At 59.3% G+C, this 21,485-nt stretch carries 25 protein-coding genes and 1 pseudogene; 9 read left to right on the forward strand and 17 right to left on the reverse strand.

The features are described 5' to 3' along the window. Position 1 precedes the first annotated feature (1 nt). Together N6G83_RS07865 and N6G83_RS07870 are read right to left on the reverse strand one after the other, a co-directional pair. Positions 2 to 532, reverse strand: a complete 531-nt coding sequence (locus N6G83_RS07865) for a chorismate mutase (protein WP_043141419.1) — start codon at positions 530 to 532, stop codon at positions 2 to 4. Positions 533 to 647: 115 nt separating this feature from the next. Beyond that, positions 648 to 1,142, reverse strand: a complete 495-nt coding sequence (locus N6G83_RS07870) for an anti-virulence regulator CigR family protein (protein WP_033640576.1) — start codon at positions 1,140 to 1,142, stop codon at positions 648 to 650. Between the two features lie 442 nt (positions 1,143 to 1,584). Between N6G83_RS07870 and N6G83_RS07875 the strand changes: the two genes are divergently transcribed. Continuing rightward, positions 1,585 to 1,764: a hypothetical protein gene (locus N6G83_RS07875; RefSeq protein WP_025302559.1), complete on the forward strand. Its 180-nt coding sequence runs from the start codon at positions 1,585 to 1,587 to the stop codon at positions 1,762 to 1,764. A gap of 52 nt (positions 1,765 to 1,816) precedes the next feature. Here the strand turns inward: N6G83_RS07875 and N6G83_RS07880 are convergent, their stop codons facing one another. Both N6G83_RS07880 and N6G83_RS07885 read right to left on the reverse strand, forming a co-directional pair. After that, positions 1,817 to 2,698, reverse strand: a complete 882-nt coding sequence (locus N6G83_RS07880; protein ID WP_004941293.1) for a nucleoside-specific channel-forming protein Tsx — start codon at positions 2,696 to 2,698, stop codon at positions 1,817 to 1,819. A 356-nt stretch (positions 2,699 to 3,054) separates the two neighbouring features. Further along, the gene (locus tag N6G83_RS07885) at positions 3,055 to 3,696 is read right to left on the reverse strand and encodes an HD domain-containing protein (RefSeq protein WP_025302558.1); all 642 of its coding nucleotides are present in this window, start codon (positions 3,694 to 3,696) and stop codon (positions 3,055 to 3,057) included. A gap of 115 nt (positions 3,697 to 3,811) precedes the next feature. Here N6G83_RS07885 and N6G83_RS07890 point away from each other — a divergent pair, with 115 nt between their 5' ends. Next, positions 3,812 to 4,792 carry a GlxA family transcriptional regulator gene (locus N6G83_RS07890; protein ID WP_049209164.1) on the forward strand — a complete coding sequence of 327 codons (981 nt, stop codon included), beginning with the start codon at positions 3,812 to 3,814 and terminating at the stop codon, positions 4,790 to 4,792. A gap of 2 nt (positions 4,793 to 4,794) precedes the next feature. Here N6G83_RS07890 and N6G83_RS07895 read toward each other — a convergent pair whose 3' ends face one another. The 5 genes from N6G83_RS07895 to N6G83_RS07915 form a co-directional block, all read right to left on the reverse strand. Beyond that, the gene (locus tag N6G83_RS07895) at positions 4,795 to 5,067 is read right to left on the reverse strand and encodes a hypothetical protein (protein ID WP_025302556.1); all 273 of its coding nucleotides are present in this window, start codon (positions 5,065 to 5,067) and stop codon (positions 4,795 to 4,797) included. A gap of 73 nt (positions 5,068 to 5,140) precedes the next feature. Next, a complete protein-coding gene (yddG, locus tag N6G83_RS07900; RefSeq protein ID WP_025302555.1) occupies positions 5,141 to 6,034 on the reverse strand; it encodes an aromatic amino acid DMT transporter YddG in 894 nt (297 codons plus the stop codon). Positions 6,035 to 6,125: 91 nt separating this feature from the next. Further along, positions 6,126 to 7,496, reverse strand: coding sequence for an APC family permease (locus N6G83_RS07905; RefSeq protein WP_025302554.1), 1,371 nt, complete (start codon positions 7,494 to 7,496; stop codon positions 6,126 to 6,128). Further along, positions 7,486 to 7,674 (reverse strand): hypothetical protein, encoded by a 189-nt coding sequence (locus N6G83_RS07910; protein WP_071826113.1) that lies wholly within the window; start codon positions 7,672 to 7,674, stop codon positions 7,486 to 7,488. The genes N6G83_RS07905 and N6G83_RS07910 overlap by 11 nt, the downstream gene beginning before the upstream one ends. 130 nt (positions 7,675 to 7,804) lie before the next feature. Further along, positions 7,805 to 9,223 carry a glutamine synthetase family protein gene (locus N6G83_RS07915; RefSeq protein WP_025302553.1) on the reverse strand — a complete coding sequence of 473 codons (1,419 nt, stop codon included), beginning with the start codon at positions 9,221 to 9,223 and terminating at the stop codon, positions 7,805 to 7,807. Between the two features lie 219 nt (positions 9,224 to 9,442). Between N6G83_RS07915 and puuD the strand changes: the two genes are divergently transcribed. From puuD to N6G83_RS07935, 4 genes are read left to right on the forward strand one after another with little or no spacing between them, the layout of a single operon-like run. Continuing rightward, a complete protein-coding gene (puuD, locus tag N6G83_RS07920; protein ID WP_025302552.1) occupies positions 9,443 to 10,204 on the forward strand; it encodes a gamma-glutamyl-gamma-aminobutyrate hydrolase in 762 nt (253 codons plus the stop codon). Continuing rightward, entirely contained in the window at positions 10,201 to 10,758 is a 558-nt protein-coding gene (gene puuR / locus N6G83_RS07925) for an HTH-type transcriptional regulator PuuR (protein WP_016928041.1), read from the forward strand. Before puuD ends, puuR begins: the two co-directional genes overlap by 4 nt. Before the next feature lie 15 nt (positions 10,759 to 10,773). Continuing rightward, positions 10,774 to 12,270, forward strand: coding sequence for an aldehyde dehydrogenase PuuC (gene puuC / locus N6G83_RS07930; protein WP_148123359.1), 1,497 nt, complete (start codon positions 10,774 to 10,776; stop codon positions 12,268 to 12,270). 11 nt (positions 12,271 to 12,281) lie between these two features. After that, positions 12,282 to 13,562 carry an NAD(P)/FAD-dependent oxidoreductase gene (locus tag N6G83_RS07935; protein ID WP_260515080.1) on the forward strand — a complete coding sequence of 427 codons (1,281 nt, stop codon included), beginning with the start codon at positions 12,282 to 12,284 and terminating at the stop codon, positions 13,560 to 13,562. A gap of 44 nt (positions 13,563 to 13,606) precedes the next feature. Here the strand turns inward: N6G83_RS07935 and N6G83_RS07940 are convergent, their stop codons facing one another. Continuing rightward, the gene (locus tag N6G83_RS07940; RefSeq protein WP_016928044.1) at positions 13,607 to 14,362 is read right to left on the reverse strand and encodes an SDR family NAD(P)-dependent oxidoreductase; all 756 of its coding nucleotides are present in this window, start codon (positions 14,360 to 14,362) and stop codon (positions 13,607 to 13,609) included. A gap of 315 nt (positions 14,363 to 14,677) precedes the next feature. Next, on the reverse strand, positions 14,678 to 15,106 hold the full coding sequence (locus tag N6G83_RS07945; RefSeq protein WP_025302548.1) for a universal stress protein: 429 nt from the start codon (positions 15,104 to 15,106) through the stop codon (positions 14,678 to 14,680). A gap of 253 nt (positions 15,107 to 15,359) precedes the next feature. Here N6G83_RS07945 and N6G83_RS07950 point away from each other — a divergent pair, with 253 nt between their 5' ends. Beyond that, entirely contained in the window at positions 15,360 to 16,037 is a 678-nt protein-coding gene (locus N6G83_RS07950; protein WP_016928046.1) for an isochorismatase family protein, read from the forward strand. Positions 16,038 to 16,250: 213 nt separating this feature from the next. Here the strand turns inward: N6G83_RS07950 and N6G83_RS07955 are convergent. Both N6G83_RS07955 and cspA read right to left on the reverse strand, forming a co-directional pair. Continuing rightward, positions 16,251 to 16,328: pseudogene (locus N6G83_RS07955) on the reverse strand. Positions 16,329 to 16,442: 114 nt separating this feature from the next. Continuing rightward, positions 16,443 to 16,655 (reverse strand): RNA chaperone/antiterminator CspA, encoded by a 213-nt coding sequence (cspA, locus tag N6G83_RS07960; RefSeq protein ID WP_025302547.1) that lies wholly within the window; start codon positions 16,653 to 16,655, stop codon positions 16,443 to 16,445. A gap of 376 nt (positions 16,656 to 17,031) precedes the next feature. Here cspA and N6G83_RS07965 point away from each other — a divergent pair, with 376 nt between their 5' ends. Continuing rightward, positions 17,032 to 17,655: a LysE family translocator gene (locus tag N6G83_RS07965; RefSeq protein ID WP_043141429.1), complete on the forward strand. Its 624-nt coding sequence runs from the start codon at positions 17,032 to 17,034 to the stop codon at positions 17,653 to 17,655. Here N6G83_RS07965 and N6G83_RS07970 read toward each other — a convergent pair. The 3 genes from N6G83_RS07970 to N6G83_RS07980 form a co-directional block, all read right to left on the reverse strand. Continuing rightward, positions 17,645 to 18,289: a Qnr family pentapeptide repeat protein gene (locus N6G83_RS07970; protein WP_025302545.1), complete on the reverse strand. Its 645-nt coding sequence runs from the start codon at positions 18,287 to 18,289 to the stop codon at positions 17,645 to 17,647. The two genes, N6G83_RS07965 and N6G83_RS07970, sit on opposite strands and share 11 nt — an antisense overlap. Before the next feature lie 75 nt (positions 18,290 to 18,364). Beyond that, positions 18,365 to 19,438: an SMP-30/gluconolactonase/LRE family protein gene (locus tag N6G83_RS07975; RefSeq protein ID WP_260515082.1), complete on the reverse strand. Its 1,074-nt coding sequence runs from the start codon at positions 19,436 to 19,438 to the stop codon at positions 18,365 to 18,367. A gap of 153 nt (positions 19,439 to 19,591) precedes the next feature. Further along, a complete protein-coding gene (locus N6G83_RS07980; protein WP_004941260.1) occupies positions 19,592 to 19,801 on the reverse strand; it encodes a hypothetical protein in 210 nt (69 codons plus the stop codon). 141 nt (positions 19,802 to 19,942) lie between these two features. Between N6G83_RS07980 and N6G83_RS07985 the strand changes: the two genes are divergently transcribed. Beyond that, the gene (locus tag N6G83_RS07985; RefSeq protein WP_043141436.1) at positions 19,943 to 20,293 is read left to right on the forward strand and encodes a GFA family protein; all 351 of its coding nucleotides are present in this window, start codon (positions 19,943 to 19,945) and stop codon (positions 20,291 to 20,293) included. Between the two features lie 13 nt (positions 20,294 to 20,306). Here the strand turns inward: N6G83_RS07985 and N6G83_RS07990 are convergent, their stop codons facing one another. Next, on the reverse strand, positions 20,307 to 21,479 hold the full coding sequence (locus N6G83_RS07990) for a Gfo/Idh/MocA family protein (RefSeq protein WP_049204205.1): 1,173 nt from the start codon (positions 21,477 to 21,479) through the stop codon (positions 20,307 to 20,309). Positions 21,480 to 21,485: the final 6 nt, after the last annotated feature.

Consider the following 21,485-nt stretch of genomic DNA (forward strand, 5'->3'; position numbering starts at 1 on the left):
CTCAGCGTGCGCTGCCGGTTCTGACCGCCAGCAGCGCATCCGCCAGCCGCCGCTTGTCGGCGGCGCTGAGATTCACCTGATCCACAGACGCCATAAACGCCGCCCGATCCGCCTCGCCGAGCGGGCCGGTACGCAGTCGCTCCGCCAGCCGTTGCAATATCTGGCTGCTCAGCTGCGCGATCTGTGGGCGCACCTGCGCCAACGGGCGCGGCTGCCAGCCGGGCTCCGGGCTCGCCAGCCAGTCGGCGCGATAGCGGTACTGAATCGCCTTGGCGGCGTCCATCTGCGCGGCGATAAAAGGCCGCACCGACGCCGGCTCCAGCCCCAAACGCCCCGCCTCCGCCTGCGCGCTGGCCAACACCTTCGCCTCCTGCGCCAGGTCTTCGATCGGCAAATGCTGCTGCGCCTTGTAACCGGCAACGTCTTTCATCAACGACAGCCGTTGGTTCACCAGTTCGCCGATGGCGGCAGCGCCGTCTGCCAACGCTGGAAAACTGGTCAAACAGCAGGCTATCAATAACGCCCTGAACATGGCGCCTCCCTTATGATGCAGTGAAAAGGTCAGGCGCCAAGTTCACCACGTCAGCCCTGCGCCGGCAAATAAAAAAGGCCCCGCCGCAGCGAGGCCCGATGAGACCCAACCGGCGTTAGTCGAACACGCCGTTGATGACGGAGGCCACAATCGCGGTGCTGAGTGCGACCAGCACCAGATCGTCGCCGGCGATACGCCACTCATAACCCGGGTACTGCGGCAACTCACGCAGCATCGAGTAAGGCACCACTTTTTTGGCGATGCCCGGCGGCAGCGGTTTACCACGCGCCAGATTCTTGGCGATGCCCGGTGGCAGCGAGCTGTAGCCTGTCAGGCCGTAGTTGTGCGCCAGCGAACGGGCGCGGTCGCGCGAAAGGCTGACGGAGACCAGATTATCGTCGTTCCTATAGCCGCCTTTATCTTTATTGCCTTTGTTGCCGTGATTACCGTTGTTGCCATGGTTACCGTTATTGCCGTGATTGCCGCTGTTGCCATGGCCGTTCCCGTTGCCGTTACCATTGCCGCCTTTGTCGGCCAAGGCCGGGGCGGATGACAACCCCAGCGATGCAATCAGCGCTAACACCGTGAGAGTCGTACGACGTTTGTTCATGTTGTGTATTCCTGCGTGGGTGACTCTGTTGACTATAGCTAGCCTTTTCCAGACAAAGTATAAGGAAAACTCCGAGATAACGGCGCGCTTTTACGGCATTCGCTTTCAAACCTTGTCTCAACGCAAAACGCCTCGAAAATGCCGATGCTTGTCTCAGATTTTTCTTGAAGAAAAATAAGCCTTACGCTAGCGTGGGAAGGTAACAAAAAAGAGTTAGCGTGCTCTTTTTCGTCGCACCTCAAATCTTATTCTTATCATCCATAATGATAATAGCGAATACTTCCCGCCTCTCCGTGCGGGATTCTTTTTCCCGCCGCCGTCGCCCCAATCTGGTGCTTTATGTTGAGATTTGGTTGCCGATAATTTACATTCGCTGTCTGAGAAACCTCAACCTCCCGCGGTGGCCAGGCTGGCAACGGGTGGGCGTTCAGGAGCAAAAGACGTGCAAATGACCCTCATGGAATACATCACTCGACACTTTAACGGCGATCTTCATCGTTACGCGCAGTCGGAAGGCGTCAGCCGTGAACAAATCATTAGTTGGATAAATAATGAATGTCACGTGATCAAAGGCAGGCTGTTTATGCCGGTGAAGCATCTCCCGGCTGAACAAGCACAGTGATGACAAAAAAACCCCGCCAGGCGGGGTTTTCTGTTTCTGATAGCACGGAAAATCAGAAGTTATAGCCGACCACGAGGTAATAACCCCAACCGGTAGACTTGATCGGGCCCTGCGGGGTACCGATATCCGCGCCATCCTGCCACTGGCCGCCGTTATGGAAATAACGCGCCACGAAAGAATAGTGCCAGTGATCGTAGTTCAGCGCCAAAATGTGGCTGGAGGCGATCGAGTTGCTGGTGCGCACCTGTTTGCCGGTGCCGTCAACCCAATGGCTGTCCTTGCCCAAATCGGAACCGAAATCGAAGTTGGTGAAGCCGATATAGCTCAGATTGCCGCCCCACACCTGGGTCAGCGGCACGAAGTATTTCACCTTGAAGCGGTAACCGTCCCAGCTGTTCTCGTTGGCAGCCTGGTAGTTTTCCCACTGGTATTTGGCATAGATGTTCATCGACAGGCTCATCGGCAGGCCGGTGTCGATATCGGTGCCCAGACCCATGTACCAGGTGTTTTGACGACCGTCGGCGTTGTGGCCCAGGTCATAGATGTAGTTGTTGGCGAAGTACCACTCTTTGAACGGACCGAAGCTCAGATCGGTGCCGGTCAGCTTGTCGATGGAGAAGCGCGGTTCAATCTCCATAAACAGCGGGGAGCCTTTGTCCCAGATGCCGCGATCCGGGGTATTGCCCACGCCGAAGAACTTCGGCACGTCAACGTAACCGTAGAAGTCGAACCAGTCTTTCTTGGCGAAGGCTTCGTATTCGAGATACACGTCGTTATTCAGCTGCGGTCCGAAACGGGTGTGGTAGCTGCCCACCACGTTAACGCTCTGGTGCCACCAGTCGGAGACATATTGACTGTCTTTGCTATCAGCCATTGATGATGCACTGTAAGACGCTGCGAGCAGTACACCTGCTGCGAGAGCTATTTTTTTCATTTTATTACCACATGCTTAAAGGGCCATTTCCTGCCCGTTTAGAAAAGATGACAATGAGTCTGCCGACACCTGGCGTTGTCTTCACACAGAAACTCGGATGACGCGCGCATTATAGAAACCACTGACTGTAAGAATCTGTGATCCAGTTACGCATTTCGCGAATAGGTAATCGATTGCGTTCACATTTGTCAAATTATGTTTCATTCAAATTCACATTCGCTGTGATTTTTGTCATGCACATCGATTTTTAGCGCAGTTTTTGAGCCAACTGTCATCAACCGGCAATGAAGAGGAGTACGGCATTCAAGCGGGAAATGCCGGCGAAAACTCGCCGGCGAGAGAGAAGCGGCAGCCAATCACGCTGGCCACATCGAACGACGAATGAGGCTGCAAAAATTACCGCGAACAAAGCTCGGTTCCTTATCCGCCAGCACGTCCGCTTTGACGTTGCCGAAGGTGCTGTCCGGCTTATGTCGAATCCCGTCGTAAAACGCCTGAATAATCGCTTCCTTGAAGTTTGCCCCGCGGGGATGCAACTCCACTACCTGCTCTCGCAGCGCCGCGTCATAGCCCTGGTAATTGATCCCTAACACATCCATCTCTACTCCCGCGGTCACCAGCGCAATCAGCGGGTGCATGTATTCCGGGATCCCCGGCGTGGTGTGTAACGCGATCGCCGTCCATACCCGATCGATATCCTGACGGCTGACCCCGTGCCCGCGTAAAAACTCGGCCGCCGCATCGGCGCCATCCACTTCGAAACGTTTGTCGCAGCTGCAGTGATCGTGCGTCAGTCCCATATCGTGAAACAGGCAGCCGACGTACAGCAGTTCAGGATCGTAAACCAGCTTGCGCTGCTGCCCCGCCAGCGCCGCCCAGTAATACACCCGGCTGGAGTGGTGAAACAGCAGATCTGATTCGGTGTCGCGCACTAACTCGGTCGCCTGACGCGCCATCGCGCTATCCGGCACGCTGATGCCGTTGATGGTTAAACTCATAACTCGATTCTCCCGTTGTCTGGAACCCGGTTAGATTAGGCGTTACACTGAATGTCCTCAATTGCCATTAATCAATGATTAGGGACATCCCCCATCCATCGGGATATCGCATGCCATGAGTAAAACCATCGCTATTCTCGCCGTGCCACAGGTGCAGCTGCTGGACGTTTCCGGTCCGCTGGATGTTTTCGCCGAAGCCAATCTGCAAGCCGGCTATGCCGCCTATCATCTGCAGGTAGTCGGAAAGACGCTGGCGCCGATCGTGTCCTCATCCGGCGTCAAACTCGTGCCGGATCTCGCCATCACCCAATGGCGTGAACAGGCGATCGACACGTTGCTCATCGCCGGTGCACCGGGTATCGCCGACGGCGAAAGCGAAACACGCACGCTGGACTGGCTACGCAGAGTGGTACACCGCACTCGCCGCTACGGCTCGGTGTGCAGCGGCGCTTTTCTGCTGGCGGAGGCCGGCCTGTTGGATGGGCGGCAAATCACCACCCACTGGGCGGTAGCCGATCAATTGTGTCGCCGCTATCCTCAGGTCACGGTGGATAAAGACGCCATTTATGTGCGTGACGGGCGCCTGCAGACTGCCGCTGGCGTGACCTCAGGGCTGGATCTGGCGCTGATAATGGTGGAAGACGATTTAGGGCGTGAGATCGCGCAGCGGGTCGCGGCCCAGCTGGTGATGTTTTTCCGCCGTCCCGGCGGGCAGATGCAATTCAGCTATCGGGAACAGGCGACCCTGGCCGGGCGCTCAATGCTGCAGGAAGTGCAACGCTGGGCGATAGACAATATCGGGTTACCGCACAACGTAGCCAGCCTGGCGGAACGCGCCGGCGTCACCCCGCGGCATTTCAGCAGGCTGTTCGGCAACGAGGTCGGCACCTCTCCCGCTAAATGGCTCGAGGAAGCCCGCATCGCCGAAGCGCGCAGGTTATTGGAACTCGGCGTATTGGCGCCAAAACAGGTGGCGGCGCATTGCGGTTTTTCCAGTGCAGAGCTGATGCGGCGGGCATTTATCCGCCGGCTGGGGGTAACGCCGGCGGACTATCGAAAAATGTTTCTCGGTAAACAACTGCGGCGCGAAAGCTGAGATCAGTTTACCGCCGGCACCGCCTTGGCGATGTTTTCCTGGCGGAACGCCACCTCTTCGCCGTTTTTCACCTCCCAGTTGGCAACCGGAATGTCGGTCTTGGGCGCCGCCGCGACGACCGAACCGTAAATCAGCTTGTCGTCGCGGCGCAAAATATAAACGTCGAGCTGATATTCGTGCCGCAGATTCGCCGTGGTCAGGCGCACGGTATCGCCGCGCTCATAGTGATGCACGTCGATTTCAGGCTGTTGAATAAATTGAATGTCGCTTCTCATCGTCGTCGTTCCTTCAGGCAACATGGCTAGTTAAATTCTAGTTCAACATTGCGCCGACGGCGGATAATTTCCGTTAATTTCCGCGAGTTGCCCGCCAACAGATCAGCGAGCCAAGCGTGACCATCGCTACACCCTGCCAGAAATTGGCGGTCAGCGAGGTGTGCAACACCAGCGCGGCGAACACCGCCGACAGCACCGGGGTGAAATAAGAGACGGTGGCCAGCAGCGTCATGTTGCCGTGCAAAATGCCGACGTTCCAGGCGGCATACCCCGCCCCCATTGCCACTCCGGCGCACAGCAGCGTTACGGTCACGCCAGCGCTGAACTGCATGCCGCTTTCCGCGCTGAAGGCATACTTCAACCACAGCGCCAGCGCGGTCAGCACGATGAACAGCACCACACCGTTGCTGCCCTGGGCGATCTTCTTGGTCAGGTTGCAATACAGCGCCCAGATCACTGCGCCACTGAACGCCAGCGTATAGCTGAGCGGATTGCTGCGCACGTTGGCCAGCATCTGCGCCGGTGACCAGCCGCCCTCGCCGCTCATGATCCAGCCGATGCCGAACAGCGACAGCAGCAGTCCCGGCAGCAGCCACCATTTCGCCTTTTGGCCGTTGAGCGCCAGCGCCATCAGCACGGTGAAACAGGGCCACAGGTAGTTGATCATGCCCACTTCTATCGCCTGCAGGCGGGTATTGGCGTAGCCGAGCGACAGCGACAGGCAGATCTCGTAGCTGACGAACAGCAGGCTGCCGACGATGAGATAAGGTCGCGGAAAGCTGCGCCATTTCGGCACGCCGAGCGCCACCAGCAAAAACACCGCGCTGACGCTGTAGATCATCGCCGCGCCGCCTATCGGCCCCAGCCCTTCGCTGACGCTGCGAATAAGGCCAACCACGCTGCTCCACAGCACAATGGCCAACAAACCGAACAACGTGGCGCGGGTACGCGAGGGCAAAGCGGGCATAAGACAGGTCCAATGGGTTATTTTTTATCAGGTTTTTCACTCTACTGCCGCACGTGCCAAAAAGAAAGGCGGGATACTCCCGCCTGTGAATTTATTGCTGCGGTTGCCGCTCCAACTGCGGCGGCGGCTGGCGAAAGCGTCGGGTCAGCCAGGCCAAATAGCCGAAGCCCAGTGTCGCCCAGATCAGCCCCATGGTCAGCGAGCTTTTCTCCAGGTTCAGCCACAGCACCCCCACCGTCAGCGCCCCCACCAACGGCAGGAACAGGAAGTTGAACCGATCCTTCCAGCTTTTGTTGCGCCCTTCGCGAATGAAGAAGTGGCTGATCACCGACAGGTTAACGAAGGTAAAGGCTACCAGCGCACCAAAGTTGATCAGCGCCGTGGCGGTCACCAGATCGAACGACAGCGCTGACAGCGCCACCAGCCCGACCATCAGCACGTTCAGCGCCGGGGTGCGCCATTTGGGGTGGATATAGCCGAAGAATTTCTCCGGGAACACGTTGTCACGCCCCATCACGTACAGCAGGCGCGATACGCTGGCGTGCGACGCCAGGCCGGAGGCCAGCGTGTTGATGAAGGTCACGCACAGGAAGATCGACTGGAACAGCTTGCCGCCGACGTACAGCGCGATCTCCGGCAGCGCGGCGTCGGGCTGGTGAAAGCGTTGAATGGACGGGAAAAACAGCTGAATGAAGAACGACACGCTGATAAAGATCACCCCGCCGTACAGCGCGGTCAGGAAGATGGCGCGCGGGATCACCTTGGCGGCGTCGGGCGTCTCTTCACACAGCGTGGTGACCGCGTCAAAACCGAGGAACGAGAAGCACAGAATAGTCGCGCCGGTAATGATCGGCAGCAGATGCGCATTCTCGCTGAGGAACGGCCGCAGGCTCCACACCGTGCCCATCCCCTCGCCGTTGTGCAGGCCGCGCACCACCAGATAGATGAACACTAGAATGATCGCCACCTGCGCCAATACGAACAGGGTATTGAAGTTGGCCACCAAATTGACGCTTTTCAGGTTGATGGCGGTGATAAGGATAACGAAGCCCACGACCCACACCCAGGGCGGCACTTCCGGGAACAGCGCGGTCAGGTAAATCTTCGCCAGCAGCGTATTGATCATCGGCAGGAACAGATAATCAAGCAGCGATGACCACCCCACCAGAAAACCGACGTGCGGGTTGATCGCCTTCTGCGCATAGGTATAGGCAGAGCCGGCGGTGGGAAACTGGCGCACCAGTTTGCCATAGCTGATGGCGGTGAACAGCACGCCGGCCAGCGCCAGCAGATAGGAGGTCGGCACATGGCCGTCGGTGAGGCCGGAGACGATGCCGAAGGTGTCAAACACCGTCATCGGCGTCAGATAGGCCAGGCCCATCATCACCACCTGCCACAGCTTGAGGGATTTGCGCAGCTGCGGTTTGCCCGCCGGGCCGCCGTCGATGGCTTTAATCGTCATGGCATTTCCCCTCTTGGTCCTCTGCTGTCAACCGTGCAACGTCATTCAGAGAGGCCGCAGGGAAACTGCTGCTCAGGCGGCGGTAAAAACGGGTTGGTATCGCTGTCGGGCGGCCGGCGACCGGCCCGTAGGCACTGCGGCACAGACAAACGTCTGCGCAGGGGGCTGACTGAGTCATGGTTATTTCCTCGTCGGCGTCCTGTACGCCGTGATAGAAGAAATTCTGTACCGCAGCGCGCAGCCTCGCCGGCCACAGGAGAGCCGATGAAATGCGCCGGACGCGCGCGGTAGTCGCAGGGTGAGCGGGATCAGGCGTTTTTCAACATCCACTCGATTTCGGTTTCGGTGATCAGGCGCTCGAACTGCACCAGCTCATCAGTTTTGCAGGCCAGATAGACGTGGCTGAAGCGTTCGCCCAACAATGCATTGAGCACCGGCTGATGTTCGAACTCGTACAGCGCGTCGCTCTGGCGGATCGGGAACGGCAGCCCGTCCTGCTCCAGACCGTTGCCGGTCACCGGCTCAGGCAGCGGCAATGCGGTTTCCAGGCCATAAACGATGCCGGCCAGAATGGTCGCCATCACCAGATAAGGATTGGCGTCGGCGCCCGCCACGCGATACTCCACGCGGTGGTTGTCGCGATCGCCGCAGGGAATGCGCAGCGCCACGGTGCGGTTGTTATGCCCCCAGGAAGCCTGGGTCGGCACATACATGCCAGGCTGGAAGCGGCGGTAGGCGTTGACGTTCGGCGCCAGCAGCGCCATCGAAGACGGCATCAGGGCGATCATGCCCGCCAGCGCCTGTTTCAGCAGCGCCGAATCTTCGCCGTCATCGTCGGCGAACACGTTGTTGCCCTGCGCGTTCAGCATGCTGATGTGCACGTGCATGCCGCTGCCGGCGTGCTCCTCATACGGTTTGGCCATAAAGGTCGCCTGCATATTGTGGTTCTCGGCCACCATGCGCACCAGCCGCTTCAGCGCCAGCGCGTGATCGCAGGCCTGCAGCACATCATCAGTATGATGCAGGTTGACCTCGAACTGCCCCGGCGACGCCTCCGCCACCGCGCCGTCCGCCGGAATGCCCTGCAAACGCGCCAGTTCGTCGATCTCGCTCAGCACATCGGCGAAATGGTTCAGGTTATCGACGGAGTACACCTGGCTTTGGGTGTTGCGTTCTTGCGTGCCCGGCGCGCACGGCGGCTGCAGATAGCCTTCCGCGTCACGTTGACGATCGATGAGATAGAACTCCAACTCTACCGCTACCACGGGGGAAAGCCCGCGCTGACGCAAACGCTGCCACACTCGGTTCAGCACATTGCGCGGTTCAACGTCAAAGGGAGTGCCATCTTCATCCAACATGGTGAGCAGCACCTGCGCGATATATTGCGGGTCCGCCGCCGACGGCGTCAGCGTGCCCGGTACCGGCACGCACACGTGATCCGGCTCGCCCAACTCCTGCCCCAACCCGGCCTCTTCCACCACGTTGCCGAGAATATCCATCGCAAATACCGACGCCGGGAAGTAACAGCCCTTCTCCAGTTTGTTCAGGCCGCCGACCGGGATGCGTTTGCCGCGGAAGCTGCCGTTCAGGTCGGTCAACAGTACGTCGACATGTTGGGTTAACGGATAACGTTCCAGATACTTCTTCACTTCGCGCTGGAACGCGCTACTTCGTCTCTCTTCACTGTGCTGAACAAAGTTTTCCACTTCTACGATGTTGGTCTGCATGGTTCACCCGCCGTTTGTGTTTTGCTGTCGTCGATGTTTATTGACCGTATTGTTCAATATAATGCCCACAAATGAAACGTAGATGAAACAAATTTGTTTTGCAAGTGTTACTTTTGGTTTGAATATTGCCCAATCGACTGCTAGATTTATAGAATATTGAACGAAATCGGCGGTGGAGAAGCTTATCGTTCATAATTTCGAACGTACCAAGGGGATAGCATGGACAATATATTTAACAGACCAGTCATTGGCGTCGTCATGTGCAGGTATAGGTTAAACGGGCACCTCACACAGACCTTGCAAGAAAAGTACCTGAATGCCGTTATCACCGCCGGCGGCTTGCCGATCGCCCTGCCGCACGCGCTGGCGGAGCCGGAAATGCTGGCGGAGCTGCTGCCGCGCCTCGACGGCATTTTGCTGCCGGGCAGCCCCAGTAATGTGCAGCCGCACCTTTATGGTGAAAACGGCGATGAGCCTGACGCCGATCCTGGCCGAGACGCGTTGAGCCTGGCGCTGATCCGCCAGGCATTCGACAGGCGCATTCCCCTTTTCGCCATTTGCCGCGGCATGCAGGAAATGGTGGTCGCCACTCAAGGCACCCTGCATCGCCGCCTGTACGAACTGCCCGAGCTGCTGGAGCATCGTGAAGATCACGACCTGCCGCTGGAACAGCAATACGCCCCCGCCCACGAAGTCATCGTTCAGGAAGGGGGGCTGCTTTCGCAACTGATACCGGATTGCAACAGATTCTGGGTGAACTCGCTGCACGGCCAGGGTGCCAAAACCCTGGGCGCGAGCGTTCGCATCGAGGCGCACGCCGCCGACGGGCTGGTGGAGGCGATCAGCGTGCGCGATCAACCCTTCGCGCTCGGCGTGCAGTGGCACCCCGAGTGGAACAGCGACGAGTATGCCCTGTCGCGCCTGTTGTTTGATGGTTTCATCACCGCCTGTCGGAACTATCAAAAGGAAAAACGCCCATGAGCGACGTCAGCTTGGCACCGGGAAAACGTCTGTCGCAGATCCGTCAACAATTGGGGTTGTCGCAGCGCCGGGTCGCCGAACTGTCTGGGTTAACCCACAGCGCCATCAGTACTATCGAGCAAGATAAGGTCAGCCCGGCCATCAGCACGCTGCAAAAGTTGCTGACGGTGTACGGTCTGTCGCTGTCGGCGTTTTTCGCCGAGCCGGAAAAACCGGCTGAGCCGCAGATCGTGATAGACAGCGACGACCTGATCGAAATCGGCAGCCAGGGCGTTTCGATGAAGCTGATCCACAACGGCGACCCGAATCGTACGCTGGCAATGATGATCGAGACCTACGAACCGGGCACCACCACCGGCGAGCGCATCAAACACCAAGGGGAAGAGATCGGCACGCTGCTGGAAGGCGAAGTGGTGCTGCAGGTCAACGGCCAGAGCTATCACCTGCTGGCCGGGCAGAGCTACGCCATCAATACCGGCATCCCCCACAGTTTCAGCAACACGTCGGCGCGCATTTGCCGGATTATCAGCGCCCATACGCCGACGACATTCTGATCAACGGAGCCAGGCATGAACTTTCACCACTTGCAGTATTGGCAACAACGGGCGCAGGCCCTGAAGATTGAGCACCAGCTGTTTATCGACGGCCGCTACCAGCCGGCCGCCGCGGGGAAATGTTTCGCCGTGGAAGATCCCGCCGGCCGCCGTGAGCTGGCGCAGGTCGCGCGCGGCGAAGCCGCCGACATCGATCGGGCAGTCAGCGCGGCGCGCGCCGCCTTTGAGCGTGGCGACTGGGCGCAGGCCGCCCCGGCGCAGCGCAAAGCCACGCTGCTGCGTTTCGCCGATCTGATGGAGCAGCATCACGAAGAGCTGGCGCTGCTGGAAACGCTGGACACCGGCAAACCCATCCGCCACAGCCTGCGCGACGACGTGCCGGGCGCCATCCGCTGCATCCGCTGGTACGCCGAAGCGATCGATAAGGTCTACGGCGAAATCGCCCCCACCGGCCGCGAGGCGCTGGCGCTGATCGAGCGCGAGCCGATCGGCGTGGTCGGCGCCATCGTGCCCTGGAACTTCCCGCTGCTGCTGGCCTGCTGGAAACTCGGTCCGGCGCTGGCCGCCGGCAACAGCGTGGTACTCAAACCCTCCGAAAAATCGCCGCTGAGCGCCATCCTGCTCGGCAAACTGGCGCAGCAGGCCGGGTTGCCGGACGGCGTGCTGAACGTGGTGCCCGGCTATGGCCACGACGCCGGCAAGGCGCTGGCGCTGCACCGCGACGTCGATGCCCTCACCTTCACCGGCTCCACCCTGGTGGCGAAACAGCTGATGATTTACGCCGGCGAATCGAATATGAAGCGTGTCTGGCTCGAGGCCGGTGGCAAAAGCGCCAACATCGTCTTTGCCGACTGCCCGGATCTGGATCAAGCCGCCCGCAGCGCCGCCGCCGGCATCTTCTACAATCAGGGGCAGGTGTGCATCGCCGGCACTCGCCTGCTGGTCGAAGCGAGCATTGAGCAAGCGTTCCTGCAGGCGCTGCGCAAACACGCGGCGGCCTTCGTGCCCGGCGATCCGCTCGATCCCGACACGGCGATGGGCACGCTGATCGACAGCGGCCACTGCGAGAAAGTGGCCGGCTATATCGATCGGGGGCTGAGCCAGGGCGCCGCGCTGTTCCTCGACGGGCGCGACCATCCGCAGGGCGACCACGCCGGCTATCTGGGGCCGACCATCCTCACCCGGGTGGACAATGCCATGAGCGTGGCGCGCGATGAAATCTTCGGCCCGGTGCTGGCGGTGACCACCTTCGACGACGAGCAACAGGCGCTGCAGCTGGCCAACGACAGCGACTACGGCCTCGGCGCCGCGGTCTGGACCCGCGATCTGGCGCGCGCGCACCGCATGGCGCGCCAACTGAAGGCCGGCACGGTGTTCGTCAACAACTACAACGACGGCGACATGACCGTGCCGTTCGGCGGCTACAAGCAGAGCGGCAACGGCCGCGACAAATCGCTGCACGCGCTGGACAAATTCACCGAATTGAAAACCACCTGGATCTCGCTGGAATAAGGGCTTATCTCATGACTGAACACGTAAAAAGCTACTATGCGGCCACGGCCAACGCACATCAGCCCTATCCGCAACTGAATGAATCGATCGAATGCGACGTCTGCGTGATCGGCGGCGGCTATACCGGCCTCTCCTCCGCGCTGTTCCTGGTGGAAGCCGGCTATAACGTGGTGGTGCTGGAAGCGGCGCGCATCGGTTTCGGCGCCAGCGGCCGCAACGGCGGCCAGTTGGTCAACTCTTACAGCCGCGACATCGATGTGATTGAAGAGCGTTACGGCGCGGAAAGCGCCCGCCTGCTAGGCAGCATGATGTTCGAAGGCGCGGAGATCATTCGCAGCCGCATCAGCCGCTACGCCATCGACTGCGACTACCGCCCCGGCGGCATCTTCGCCGCCCTGAACAACAAGCAGTTCCATGCGCTGATCGAGCAAAAGCGCAACTGGGAGCGCTACGGCAATACCCAGCTCGAGCTGATCGATGCGGATCGGGTGCGTCAGGAGGTCGCCAGCGATCGCTACGTCGGCGCGCTGCTCGATCACAGCGGCGGCCACATCCATCCGCTCAATCTGGCGCTGGGCGAGGCCGAGGCGATCCGCCTGCAGGGTGGGCGCATCTTCGAGCAATCGGCGGTGACGAACATTCGCCACGGTGAACCGGCGCTCATCAGCACCGCCAACGGCCAGGTGAAGGCGCGCTTCGTCATCGTCGCCGGCAACGCCTACCTGGGCGATAAGCTGGAGCCGCGGCTGGCCAAGCGCAGCATGCCGTGTGGTACCCAGGTGGTGACCACCGAACCGCTGGCGCCGGAGATAGCGCAGGCGCTGATCCCGCAGAATTACTGCGTGGAGGACTGCAACTACCTGCTGGATTACTACCGCATCACCGCCGATCATCGTCTGCTGTACGGCGGCGGCGTGGTGTACGGCGCGCGCGATCCGGACGACATCGATAACCTGATCCGGCCGAAGCTGCTGAAGACCTTCCCGCAGTTGAAAGGCGTGCGTATCGACTATCGCTGGACCGGCAACTTCCTGCTGACGCTGTCGCGCATGCCGCAGTTCGGTCGGCTGGAGAATAACGTGTACTACATGCAAGGATACAGCGGCCACGGCGTGACCTGCACCCATCTGGCGGGCAAGCTGATCGCCGAGCTGATGCGCGGCGACGCCGAACGCTTCGACGCCTTCGCCAAGCTGCCGCACCTGCCGTTCTTCGGCGGACGCAATCTGCAGATCCCGTTCACCGCCATCGGCGCGGCCTACTACACGCTGCGCGATCGCATCGGCGTCTAAAAGCAACAGGCCCGGTCATCCTGGCCGGGCCGGTAGGTTAACGCTTAGACGATCTTCGGTTGGCCGTCCGAGGCAGTCGCCCCGCCATCGACCGGAATGTTGGCGCCATTGATAAAGCTGGCGTCGTCGCTGGCCAGAAACGCCATCACCGCCGCCACTTCTTCCGGCTCTGCCGCACGCCCCAGCGCGATGCGCTCATTGAACTTGTCGCGGATCTCCTGCGGCCAACCGTTGGTCATGTTGGTTTTGACCAGGCTAGGGCAGACCGAGTTGATGCGCACGCCGTCACCGCCGTGATCCAGCGCCATGGCGCGCGTCAGGTTAACCACCGCGCCTTTCGCCGCGCAGTAATAGGCCGCGCCCCAGTCACCGCCCAGGCCGGACACCGACGCGGTATTGACGATGCAGCCTTTGGTTTTCAGCAGGTGCGGCAAGGCGAATTTGGAACAGAACACCACGCCGTCGATATCGACCCCGGCGATGCGACGCCAGTCGTCGATGCTGGTTTCCAGCACGCTGCCCGCCACGTGTACGCCGGCGTTGTTCAGCAGGACGTCGATGCGGCCCAGTTTTTCCGCCACCTCGTTCATCATTTTTTCAACCGCAACGTGATCGGAAACGTCGATATGCACCGCCATCGCGCGGCCCTTCGGCAGCGAAGCGGCGACCTTGTCTACCGCTTCCTTGGCCCAGTCGGCCAGCACCACAATGGCGCCCTCGGCGGAGAAACGCCGCGCTGCCGCTTCCCCCATGCCATTGCCCGCACCGGTGATAACCACGACTTTATTGTCAAAACGCATGAGACCTCCTCCATGTGAACGTATTTATATAAGTCATACAAATCTCATTACCCCGAGGATAAGACGCCCCTCCCCTGAGAGCCAGTCAAAACGTGCGGTTTATTAATCAAAAGGAGGTATGTCAGTGATTTCAATGCGCTGGATTAACCTTTATCGGATTTTGGCCAACATATTGATGGATAAAATAAAATCACGGTTAGTCACTATTCGTCAGGCGGATTGTCAGCTAGCGGGATTATTGCGGATAGGCGGTTATGGCTGCTCAGAGATAAGCAATACGAATGAAAAAAGGCAGCCGCCCGCAGGCGGCGGCGACTATTTTTTCTCGATGGGGACAACCAGCAGATCGACGTTCAACTCATTGATCGCCTGACGCGCCGAAGAAACCAGCCGGCTCCAGACATCGTGGTGATGGCCGAAGATCACCAGATCGAACCCTTTCTCTTTCGCAACCCGGTTCAGCTCTTCCGTCAACGCGCCACGGCTGACGATCACCTCTTCGACCGGATACGACGACTGCCCTTTGATCGCATTGAGCATATTCTTCACCCGCTCCGAAAAGGTGCGATCGGTGTAGTTGTAATCTCCCACGCCCAGATCGACGTAATAGCCGGCGCGGTGGATGTCGATATAGATCAGGGAAAGTTTGGCATGGAGTGCGGCAGCCAGCCTGGCGCCCTTGCCCAGCAGAAACTCGGCGTCTTCGCTGAGATCCGTGGCGACAACGATATGCTGATAAGCCATGACGGTAGCCCTCCGCGTCAAACCCATGAACAGGATGGCGTTCCTTGCCGCATGTTTCTTATGCACCTTAAGTTTAGCCCAGCGCCGAGCCCTTCGCCTGCGTCAAAATCGTTCCATTTATGGAACGATGTATCCCGACTTCAGGCTCTACCGGATTTCTCTCTTCTCCCTACACTATAGGCAAGTGCTGAGTTTCAGCCTTATCAATCAAAGAAGATACCCACTGACCTCACGACGAGAAAAGGAAAACACCATGAGCACTCCAGCCAACTTCAACGGCCAGCGTCCTGTTATTGATGCCAATGACGCAGTCATGCTCCTGATCGACCACCAGAGCGGCCTGTTCCAGACCGTCGCCGATATGCCGATGACCGAGCTGCGCGCCCGCGCCGCCGCCCTCGCCAGCATCGCTACCCTCAGCAAACTGCCGGTGATCACCACCGCCTCGGTGCCGCAGGGCCCCAACGGCCCGCTGATCCCGGAAATTCACCAGAATGCGCCGCACGCGCAGTACGTCGCCCGTAAAGGGGAAATCAACGCCTGGGACAACCCTGACTTCGTAGCGGCGGTCAAGGCCACCGGCCGCAAGACCCTGATCATCGCCGGCACCATCACCAGCGTCTGCATGGCCTTTCCGTCCATCAGCGCGGTGGCCGAAGGCTATAAGGTCTTTGCGGTGATCGACGCCTCCGGCACCTACTCGAAAATGGCGCAGGAAATCACCCTGGCGCGCGTGGTGCAGGCCGGCGTGGTGCCGATCGACACCGCCGGCGTCGCCTCCGAGCTGCAGGGCAGCTGGAACCGCGCCGACGCTCAGCAATGGGCCGAGGTTTACACCAAAATCTTCCCGGCCTATCAGCTGTTGATCGAGAGCTACCTCAAGGCGCAGGACGTGGTGAAAAACAACGAACTGCTGGACTCGCAGCGTTAAAATCGCGGGCATAAAAAACCCCGGCTAAGGCCGGGGCTATTGATCATGTGCCGGTGGCTTTCCCGGCTGTCATGTTATGGCGTAAGCGTCCATCCAACACTCCAACATTACGCAGCCTAAGCACAACTTTTTCACAACAGAAAAAAATACTGAAAAGTGGCATTATTATTTATGCGATAATCTGTTTTTCTGTTGCCAATAATAATTAATTATTGGAACGTCATCGAGGAATCGAACCCCAGTCCGCCAACGAATATTTCGCTGCCGCTCTTCCTGCTGAGCTAATGACGTATCGATAAAGACTCCGGGCGAACCCGGAGTTTATTCAGGCTAAAGGTGTTATTTCTTAACTGCTCCGGCTTAAACCCTCATCGCTGTCGTAAGAAACCGCACCTCGACCGAAAATTACAACGCGACCACGTTGCCGGCAGAAGGACCCTTCATACCCTTTTCGATAGTGAACTCAACCTGTTGGCCTTCGTCCAGCGTTTTGAAATCGTTGCTCTGGATAGCAGAGAAGTGTACGAACACGTCTTTGCCGCCGTCTGCCGGGGTGATAAAGCCGAAGCCTTTCCCTGCATCAAACCATTTTACCAAACCCGTCATTTTAGTAGACATAGAGATATTTCCTTTATATTTTTGCGACGCCATAGGGCGATAGAGGTCTGTTTTTATTGGAAACTTATGGGGCACTAGAGAAGAAAATTCGCGGAAGAAGAGGTATCTGGGGGATATCACTAACACTGAGAACTGCTTTACTAAAACTGCTTTCATAAGGTCTGTATGACAAACCGATGACGCTATTTACACACAGCTAATTTATTTAAGCAAGATATATTTTAAATTATATTCATATGGCTCATAAATTTATTATCGCAAAAGGCCGCTGACGCCTGTCGCTACGGGCAGGTAAAAAAAGGTTTCACCCTGCTGGATTATATCGGCGATTCATTATAAAACTAAGGCTAACTCGCTGCTTACAGGCCGTTAACCGATGATCGATATGCCAGCCGTGCTCGCCGTTTTCACCGTCTATATCGTTGGCGTGGTGATCCCCGGCCCCAATTTTGTCGCCGTCGCCCACAAAGCCGTTTCCGCGCGCCGCAGCGAGGCTTTCGCTCTGGTGGCGGGCATTGTCTTGGTCAACCTGTTCTGGGCGAGCAGCGCCCTGCTCGGCGTCGGTATAATTTTCGCCTTGTTCCCCTGGTTGGCGCTAGCGGTAAAAGTGGCCGGCGCAGGTTATTTGATTTGGTTCGGTTATCGGCTGATCGCCCATGCAGCTCCCGGCTCAGGGGTTATCGGCGCGGCGGGTGGGGTGAACTCCGGCTTCAGATCGGCATTCTTGCAAGGGGTCGCCACCAACATCGCCAACCCCAAATCCGTCGCCTTTTACGCCGCGGTGTTTTCGTCGGCGGCGCCTGCCCATGTCTCCATGCCCACCTTCGCCGCCATGCTGCTGGAGGTCGCGGTAGTCGCTAGCCTGTGGTATGGCCTGGTGGCGCTGGTGCTGTCGCACGCGCCGATCGCCAGCGCCTACCGACGCAGTAAAGCCTGGATCGATCGCGCCTGCGGCGTGCTGATCATCAGCCTGGGCATCAGGCAGCTCTTCAGCCGATGATCGCGATCCCGAGCCGCTCCAACAGCTGTGCGGCCTGGTGGCTGTCCATTTTGACGCCCTGCAGATCGGTAGTGCGCAAATCCAACTCGCCCAGTTCCGCGTTGCTCAAATCACACTGGGTGACGTCGGCGGCACGCCAGTCGAAACCGGAGAATTCGCCGCCGGACAGATCGGAGCCGCTGAAGCTGGCGCCGAGCACCTGTGCGCCGTGCCAGCGGTTTTCCCACAGCTCGCATTTCTCCAGCACCACCTTGGCGAAGTTGGCATAGCTCAGGTTGCTTTTGGTGATATAGGCGCTGCAAAACCAGGTGCGGCTGGTGATCATGTTCATAAAGCTGGTGCCGCGAAAATCGGCGCCCTGCGCGCGGCATTCGCGGATCTCGATGCCCAACGCGTTGGCATGACGAAAATCGGCCATCGATAAATCACAGCTTTTAAAACTCGCGTCTTTCAGTATCGCGCGGCTGAAGTTGCCGCCCTGTCGGCTGTCGCGATCGTAGAATTGGCAGCCGATAAATTCGGTGCCGGTCAGATCGGCACCCGAAAAATCACACAGCATAAAGCTGCCGTTTTCAATCTTCTCGCCGGTAAAGCGGTTACGTTCGATCTTCTCACCCTTCAGCGCCAGGCTCATTGCAACACCCCTGTTTATTTATACAGCCAGGGCAGCATTTAATCCTATTCCGACAAGGTTGGCAACCGTCGTCGATCAGCGTGCCTCAGCTGCAGGCCGTGCTAACGCCACCTTGACGATGCTGAACGTCCTGATGCTCTCCGCCTGAGCGACGTCAGCAAACAGTTTGGGGTAACGGGAGTTGACCACCCACACCTCGCCATCGCGCAACGCGGCGCCGGTCGGCCCATCCAATCCCGGCGGCGTGGCGACCGCGGCGACATGGGCGCTGGCCCAGCCGTCGGCCGAGGCGAGCAGCGTCACGTCGCCGGACATGCTCCCCTTTTCAGCCGGAAAAGACTGTACGATCACCAATTCGTTGGCGTTTTTGAGCCGCAGCCCGTCCGGCCCTTTCAGCCGATGCGGCAGCCTGATTTCACTTATCGCAGGCGTGTTATCCATCGTCACCTTCCACAGCAGCCCGCGGGTGTAGTCCGACGCAATCAGGTAGCCATCCGGGTGATAGACGATGCCGTTGAGATAAGGCTGTGTGCCCTGCGCAGCGGCGGGTGCGTCGGCGGGCAGCAGAAGCGATGAGCGCACCAGGATCGACACGTGGCGCGTTGCCCGGTCGATCTTGTAAATCTGCGGCTGGAAGCTGTCAGTGACGTAGATATTGCCCTGCGCATCGAGCGTCAGATCGTTGGCCAGCGTCGGCCCACGGCTTAACGATGAGAGATCGTACGTCTGCTGCAGCGCGCCGGTATCGAGATTGAACTCCAGCACCTGCGCCACGCGATTGCGCGTGCCAGGGGCTGAATGGAGGGAGACGCCCACGTCTTCGTTGCATACCAGCACCCGATTGCGCTCGGTGTCCACCAGCATGCCGGAGGTGGTAATCAGTCCCTTGTCGGTGGAAAACCGCCGATAGCGGCCATCCGGGTAGACCAGGCCCAGCTGGCCACCGCGCAGGGAGGAGATCAGGAACGCACCGGCGCGCGGCTCCCAGGCGATGCCCTCAGGGTAGGCGCCGGCGGGATCCGGCGAAAACTCGATGCGTTGCGTGGCCTGCGCCTGCATAACGACGCCGAGAAGCAGTGTGGCGCCGGCCAGCTGGGTGACGCGCCGGCGGCGCAAAAATAAGAAAGACAAGAGACTGAAGCGGAACATGAGCATGACCCTGATGAGGACTCGGATCGCTAGAGTAGGATCGCGCCGCTTACGGCACCAGCCGGGAAAAAGGCAATGCGCCACTAAAAAAATCGCAGTAATCAGCGCAAAAAAAAACCGCCCGATGCGGGCGGTTGAGGTGACGGCGAACCGTTACTTCAGAGCTTCCTGAATGGCGTCGGCCATTGGGCCGATGTGCTTTTCCGCCGCTTTCAGCTGGAAGTCCACGCCGTTGCCGTCGTTGGTATCCGACAGCGTGGCCTTGATCAGTTCCAGCGCCGCCTGCACCGCCACCAGCCGTTTGTGCTGTTCGTCCGTGACCGGTTCGGCGCCCATATTGGCCGGATAGTAATGTTCTAACATCGCGATCTCCTTTTGATGACGTTAACCTCTAACCTACCAGAAAACCGCGCATTTACTAAGGAAACCAAGCCGGGCGCGGCCGAGTGACGATAAATTGCACTATACTGGGCAAACACTCCCCCCTGATACAGGATCATCGCCATGTCATTCCAGGGAAGCTGCCACTGTGGCGCCGTCACCTTCTCCGTAGACGCCGAACTGCCCACCGAAGCCCTCAGCTGCAACTGTTCTATTTGCCGCCGCAAAGGGCTGCTGCTGTCGTTCTTCCCCATCAGCGCTTTCACGCTCAACAGCGGTCAGGACCAGCTCAGCACTTACACTTTCAATCACCACAGGATCCGCCATCAGTTCTGCCGGACCTGCGGTGCCCAGCCCTTCGCCTACGGAACCGCGCCGGACGGCGCCGCGATGTGCGCCGTTAACCTGCGCTGCGTGCCTGACGTCGCGCTGGATGCGTTACAGATCCACAGCTACGACGGGGCCAGCGTCTGAGCGAATCGCGCACTCAGTCGAAGGCAACCCAGCCGGCGTCGGTTTCAGCGGATTGCACGCAGCGCGCCACCCACTTCACGCCCAGTGCTCCAGCCTGCACGTCCGGGTACCAGAAGTCGGCCAGGAAGGCCGCGTCGCGCCGATCGGTGGCGTCCATCGCCAGCGCGAAGCGGCGGTAGAGATTCGACCAGGCTTCAAACAACCCCTCCGCATGACCGCCGCCGATGCGATCGTCCGCCAACGCCGGCGCATCGAGATACGGCATGCCGCGCTCCAGGATCCGCACCGGCTCGCCCTGCACTTCGAAGCGTAGCTGATTGGGTTGTTCATCCCACCACTCCAGGCTAGCCTTTTCACCGACGATGCGCACCTTTTGACCGTGCATCGAACCGCAGTTGACCGCCGAACACCACACGGAGCCGACGGCGCCGTTGTGATACTCCATCAGCACATAGGCGTTGTCCTCCAACGGCGCGCGCGACGGCACAAAGCTTTGCCGGCTGCAGATCAACCGCCGGATCTTCAGCTGCGGCGCCATGGTTTCCGCCAGAAACAGCGTGTGGGTCGCCAGATCGCCCAGCACATAGCTGGGGCCGACAAAGCGCGGATCGACCCGCCAGCGAGTGCTGGGATTATCTTGCTCCACCGGCGCGGCGTGAAAGCCGTGAGCGAACTGCATATTCACCAGCCGGATTTCCCCCAGACGGCCATCGGCAATCATCTGCCGGGCCTGTAAAATCATCTGGTGCCCGGCATAGCCGTAGGTCACGCCGATGACTTTGCGCTGCCGCTCGCACAACGCCGCCAGCGCCTGCGCCTCATCGACGCTGAAACACAGCGGCTTCTCGCACACCACGTGCAATCCCGCCTCCAGCGCCGCCCGGCAAATGGCGTAATGGGTGTTGTTCGGCGTGGCGATCGAGACCGCTTCGATGCCGTCCGCCCGCGCGGCTTCGGCGCGGAACATTTCGGCATAATCCGCATAACAGCGCTCCGCCGCCACGCCCAGACTCCGGCCAAAATCACGCCCGCGTTCGGCGTCAATGTCGAACGCGCCGGCCAACAGAGTAAACGCACCGTCGCGCAAGGCCGCCGAACGATGGATGTAACCGATCTGGCTGGTGCCGCCGCCGCCGACCATGCCCCAGCGCAACGATCTCGCCAAAGGTTTGCTGCCGTTGATCATCGTGTT

This window comes from Serratia sp. PL7, assembly GCF_945957435.1.

Coding starts and splice junctions, on each gene's coding strand:
- N6G83_RS07890 (WP_049209164.1), top strand. CDS start 3,812: ATGAGTAAAACCATCGCTATTCTCGCCGTGCCACAGGTGCAGCTGCTG.
- N6G83_RS07935 (WP_260515080.1), top strand. CDS start 12,282: ATGACTGAACACGTAAAAAGCTACTATGCGGCCACGGCCAACGCACAT.
- N6G83_RS07970 (WP_025302545.1), bottom strand. CDS start 18,289: ATGAGCCTGGCGCTGAAGGGTGAGAAGATCGAACGTAACCGCTTTACC.
- N6G83_RS07915 (WP_025302553.1), bottom strand. CDS start 9,223: ATGCAGACCAACATCGTAGAAGTGGAAAACTTTGTTCAGCACAGTGAA.
- N6G83_RS07965 (WP_043141429.1), top strand. CDS start 17,032: ATGATCGATATGCCAGCCGTGCTCGCCGTTTTCACCGTCTATATCGTT.
- N6G83_RS07895 (WP_025302556.1), bottom strand. CDS start 5,067: ATGAGAAGCGACATTCAATTTATTCAACAGCCTGAAATCGACGTGCAT.
- N6G83_RS07865 (WP_043141419.1), bottom strand. CDS start 532: ATGTTCAGGGCGTTATTGATAGCCTGCTGTTTGACCAGTTTTCCAGCG.
- puuD (WP_025302552.1), top strand. CDS start 9,443: ATGGACAATATATTTAACAGACCAGTCATTGGCGTCGTCATGTGCAGG.
- N6G83_RS07880 (WP_004941293.1), bottom strand. CDS start 2,698: ATGAAAAAAATAGCTCTCGCAGCAGGTGTACTGCTCGCAGCGTCTTAC.
- yddG (WP_025302555.1), bottom strand. CDS start 6,034: ATGCCCGCTTTGCCCTCGCGTACCCGCGCCACGTTGTTCGGTTTGTTG.
- puuR (WP_016928041.1), top strand. CDS start 10,201: ATGAGCGACGTCAGCTTGGCACCGGGAAAACGTCTGTCGCAGATCCGT.
- N6G83_RS07985 (WP_043141436.1), top strand. CDS start 19,943: ATGTCATTCCAGGGAAGCTGCCACTGTGGCGCCGTCACCTTCTCCGTA.
- puuC (WP_148123359.1), top strand. CDS start 10,774: ATGAACTTTCACCACTTGCAGTATTGGCAACAACGGGCGCAGGCCCTG.
- N6G83_RS07950 (WP_016928046.1), top strand. CDS start 15,360: ATGAGCACTCCAGCCAACTTCAACGGCCAGCGTCCTGTTATTGATGCC.
- N6G83_RS07945 (WP_025302548.1), bottom strand. CDS start 15,106: ATGGCTTATCAGCATATCGTTGTCGCCACGGATCTCAGCGAAGACGCC.
- N6G83_RS07940 (WP_016928044.1), bottom strand. CDS start 14,362: ATGCGTTTTGACAATAAAGTCGTGGTTATCACCGGTGCGGGCAATGGC.
- N6G83_RS07870 (WP_033640576.1), bottom strand. CDS start 1,142: ATGAACAAACGTCGTACGACTCTCACGGTGTTAGCGCTGATTGCATCG.
- N6G83_RS07910 (WP_071826113.1), bottom strand. CDS start 7,674: ATGACTCAGTCAGCCCCCTGCGCAGACGTTTGTCTGTGCCGCAGTGCC.
- N6G83_RS07905 (WP_025302554.1), bottom strand. CDS start 7,496: ATGACGATTAAAGCCATCGACGGCGGCCCGGCGGGCAAACCGCAGCTG.
- N6G83_RS07990 (WP_049204205.1), bottom strand. CDS start 21,479: ATGATCAACGGCAGCAAACCTTTGGCGAGATCGTTGCGCTGGGGCATG.
- cspA (WP_025302547.1), bottom strand. CDS start 16,655: ATGTCTACTAAAATGACGGGTTTGGTAAAATGGTTTGATGCAGGGAAA.
- N6G83_RS07980 (WP_004941260.1), bottom strand. CDS start 19,801: ATGTTAGAACATTACTATCCGGCCAATATGGGCGCCGAACCGGTCACG.
- N6G83_RS07885 (WP_025302558.1), bottom strand. CDS start 3,696: ATGAGTTTAACCATCAACGGCATCAGCGTGCCGGATAGCGCGATGGCG.
- N6G83_RS07975 (WP_260515082.1), bottom strand. CDS start 19,438: ATGTTCCGCTTCAGTCTCTTGTCTTTCTTATTTTTGCGCCGCCGGCGC.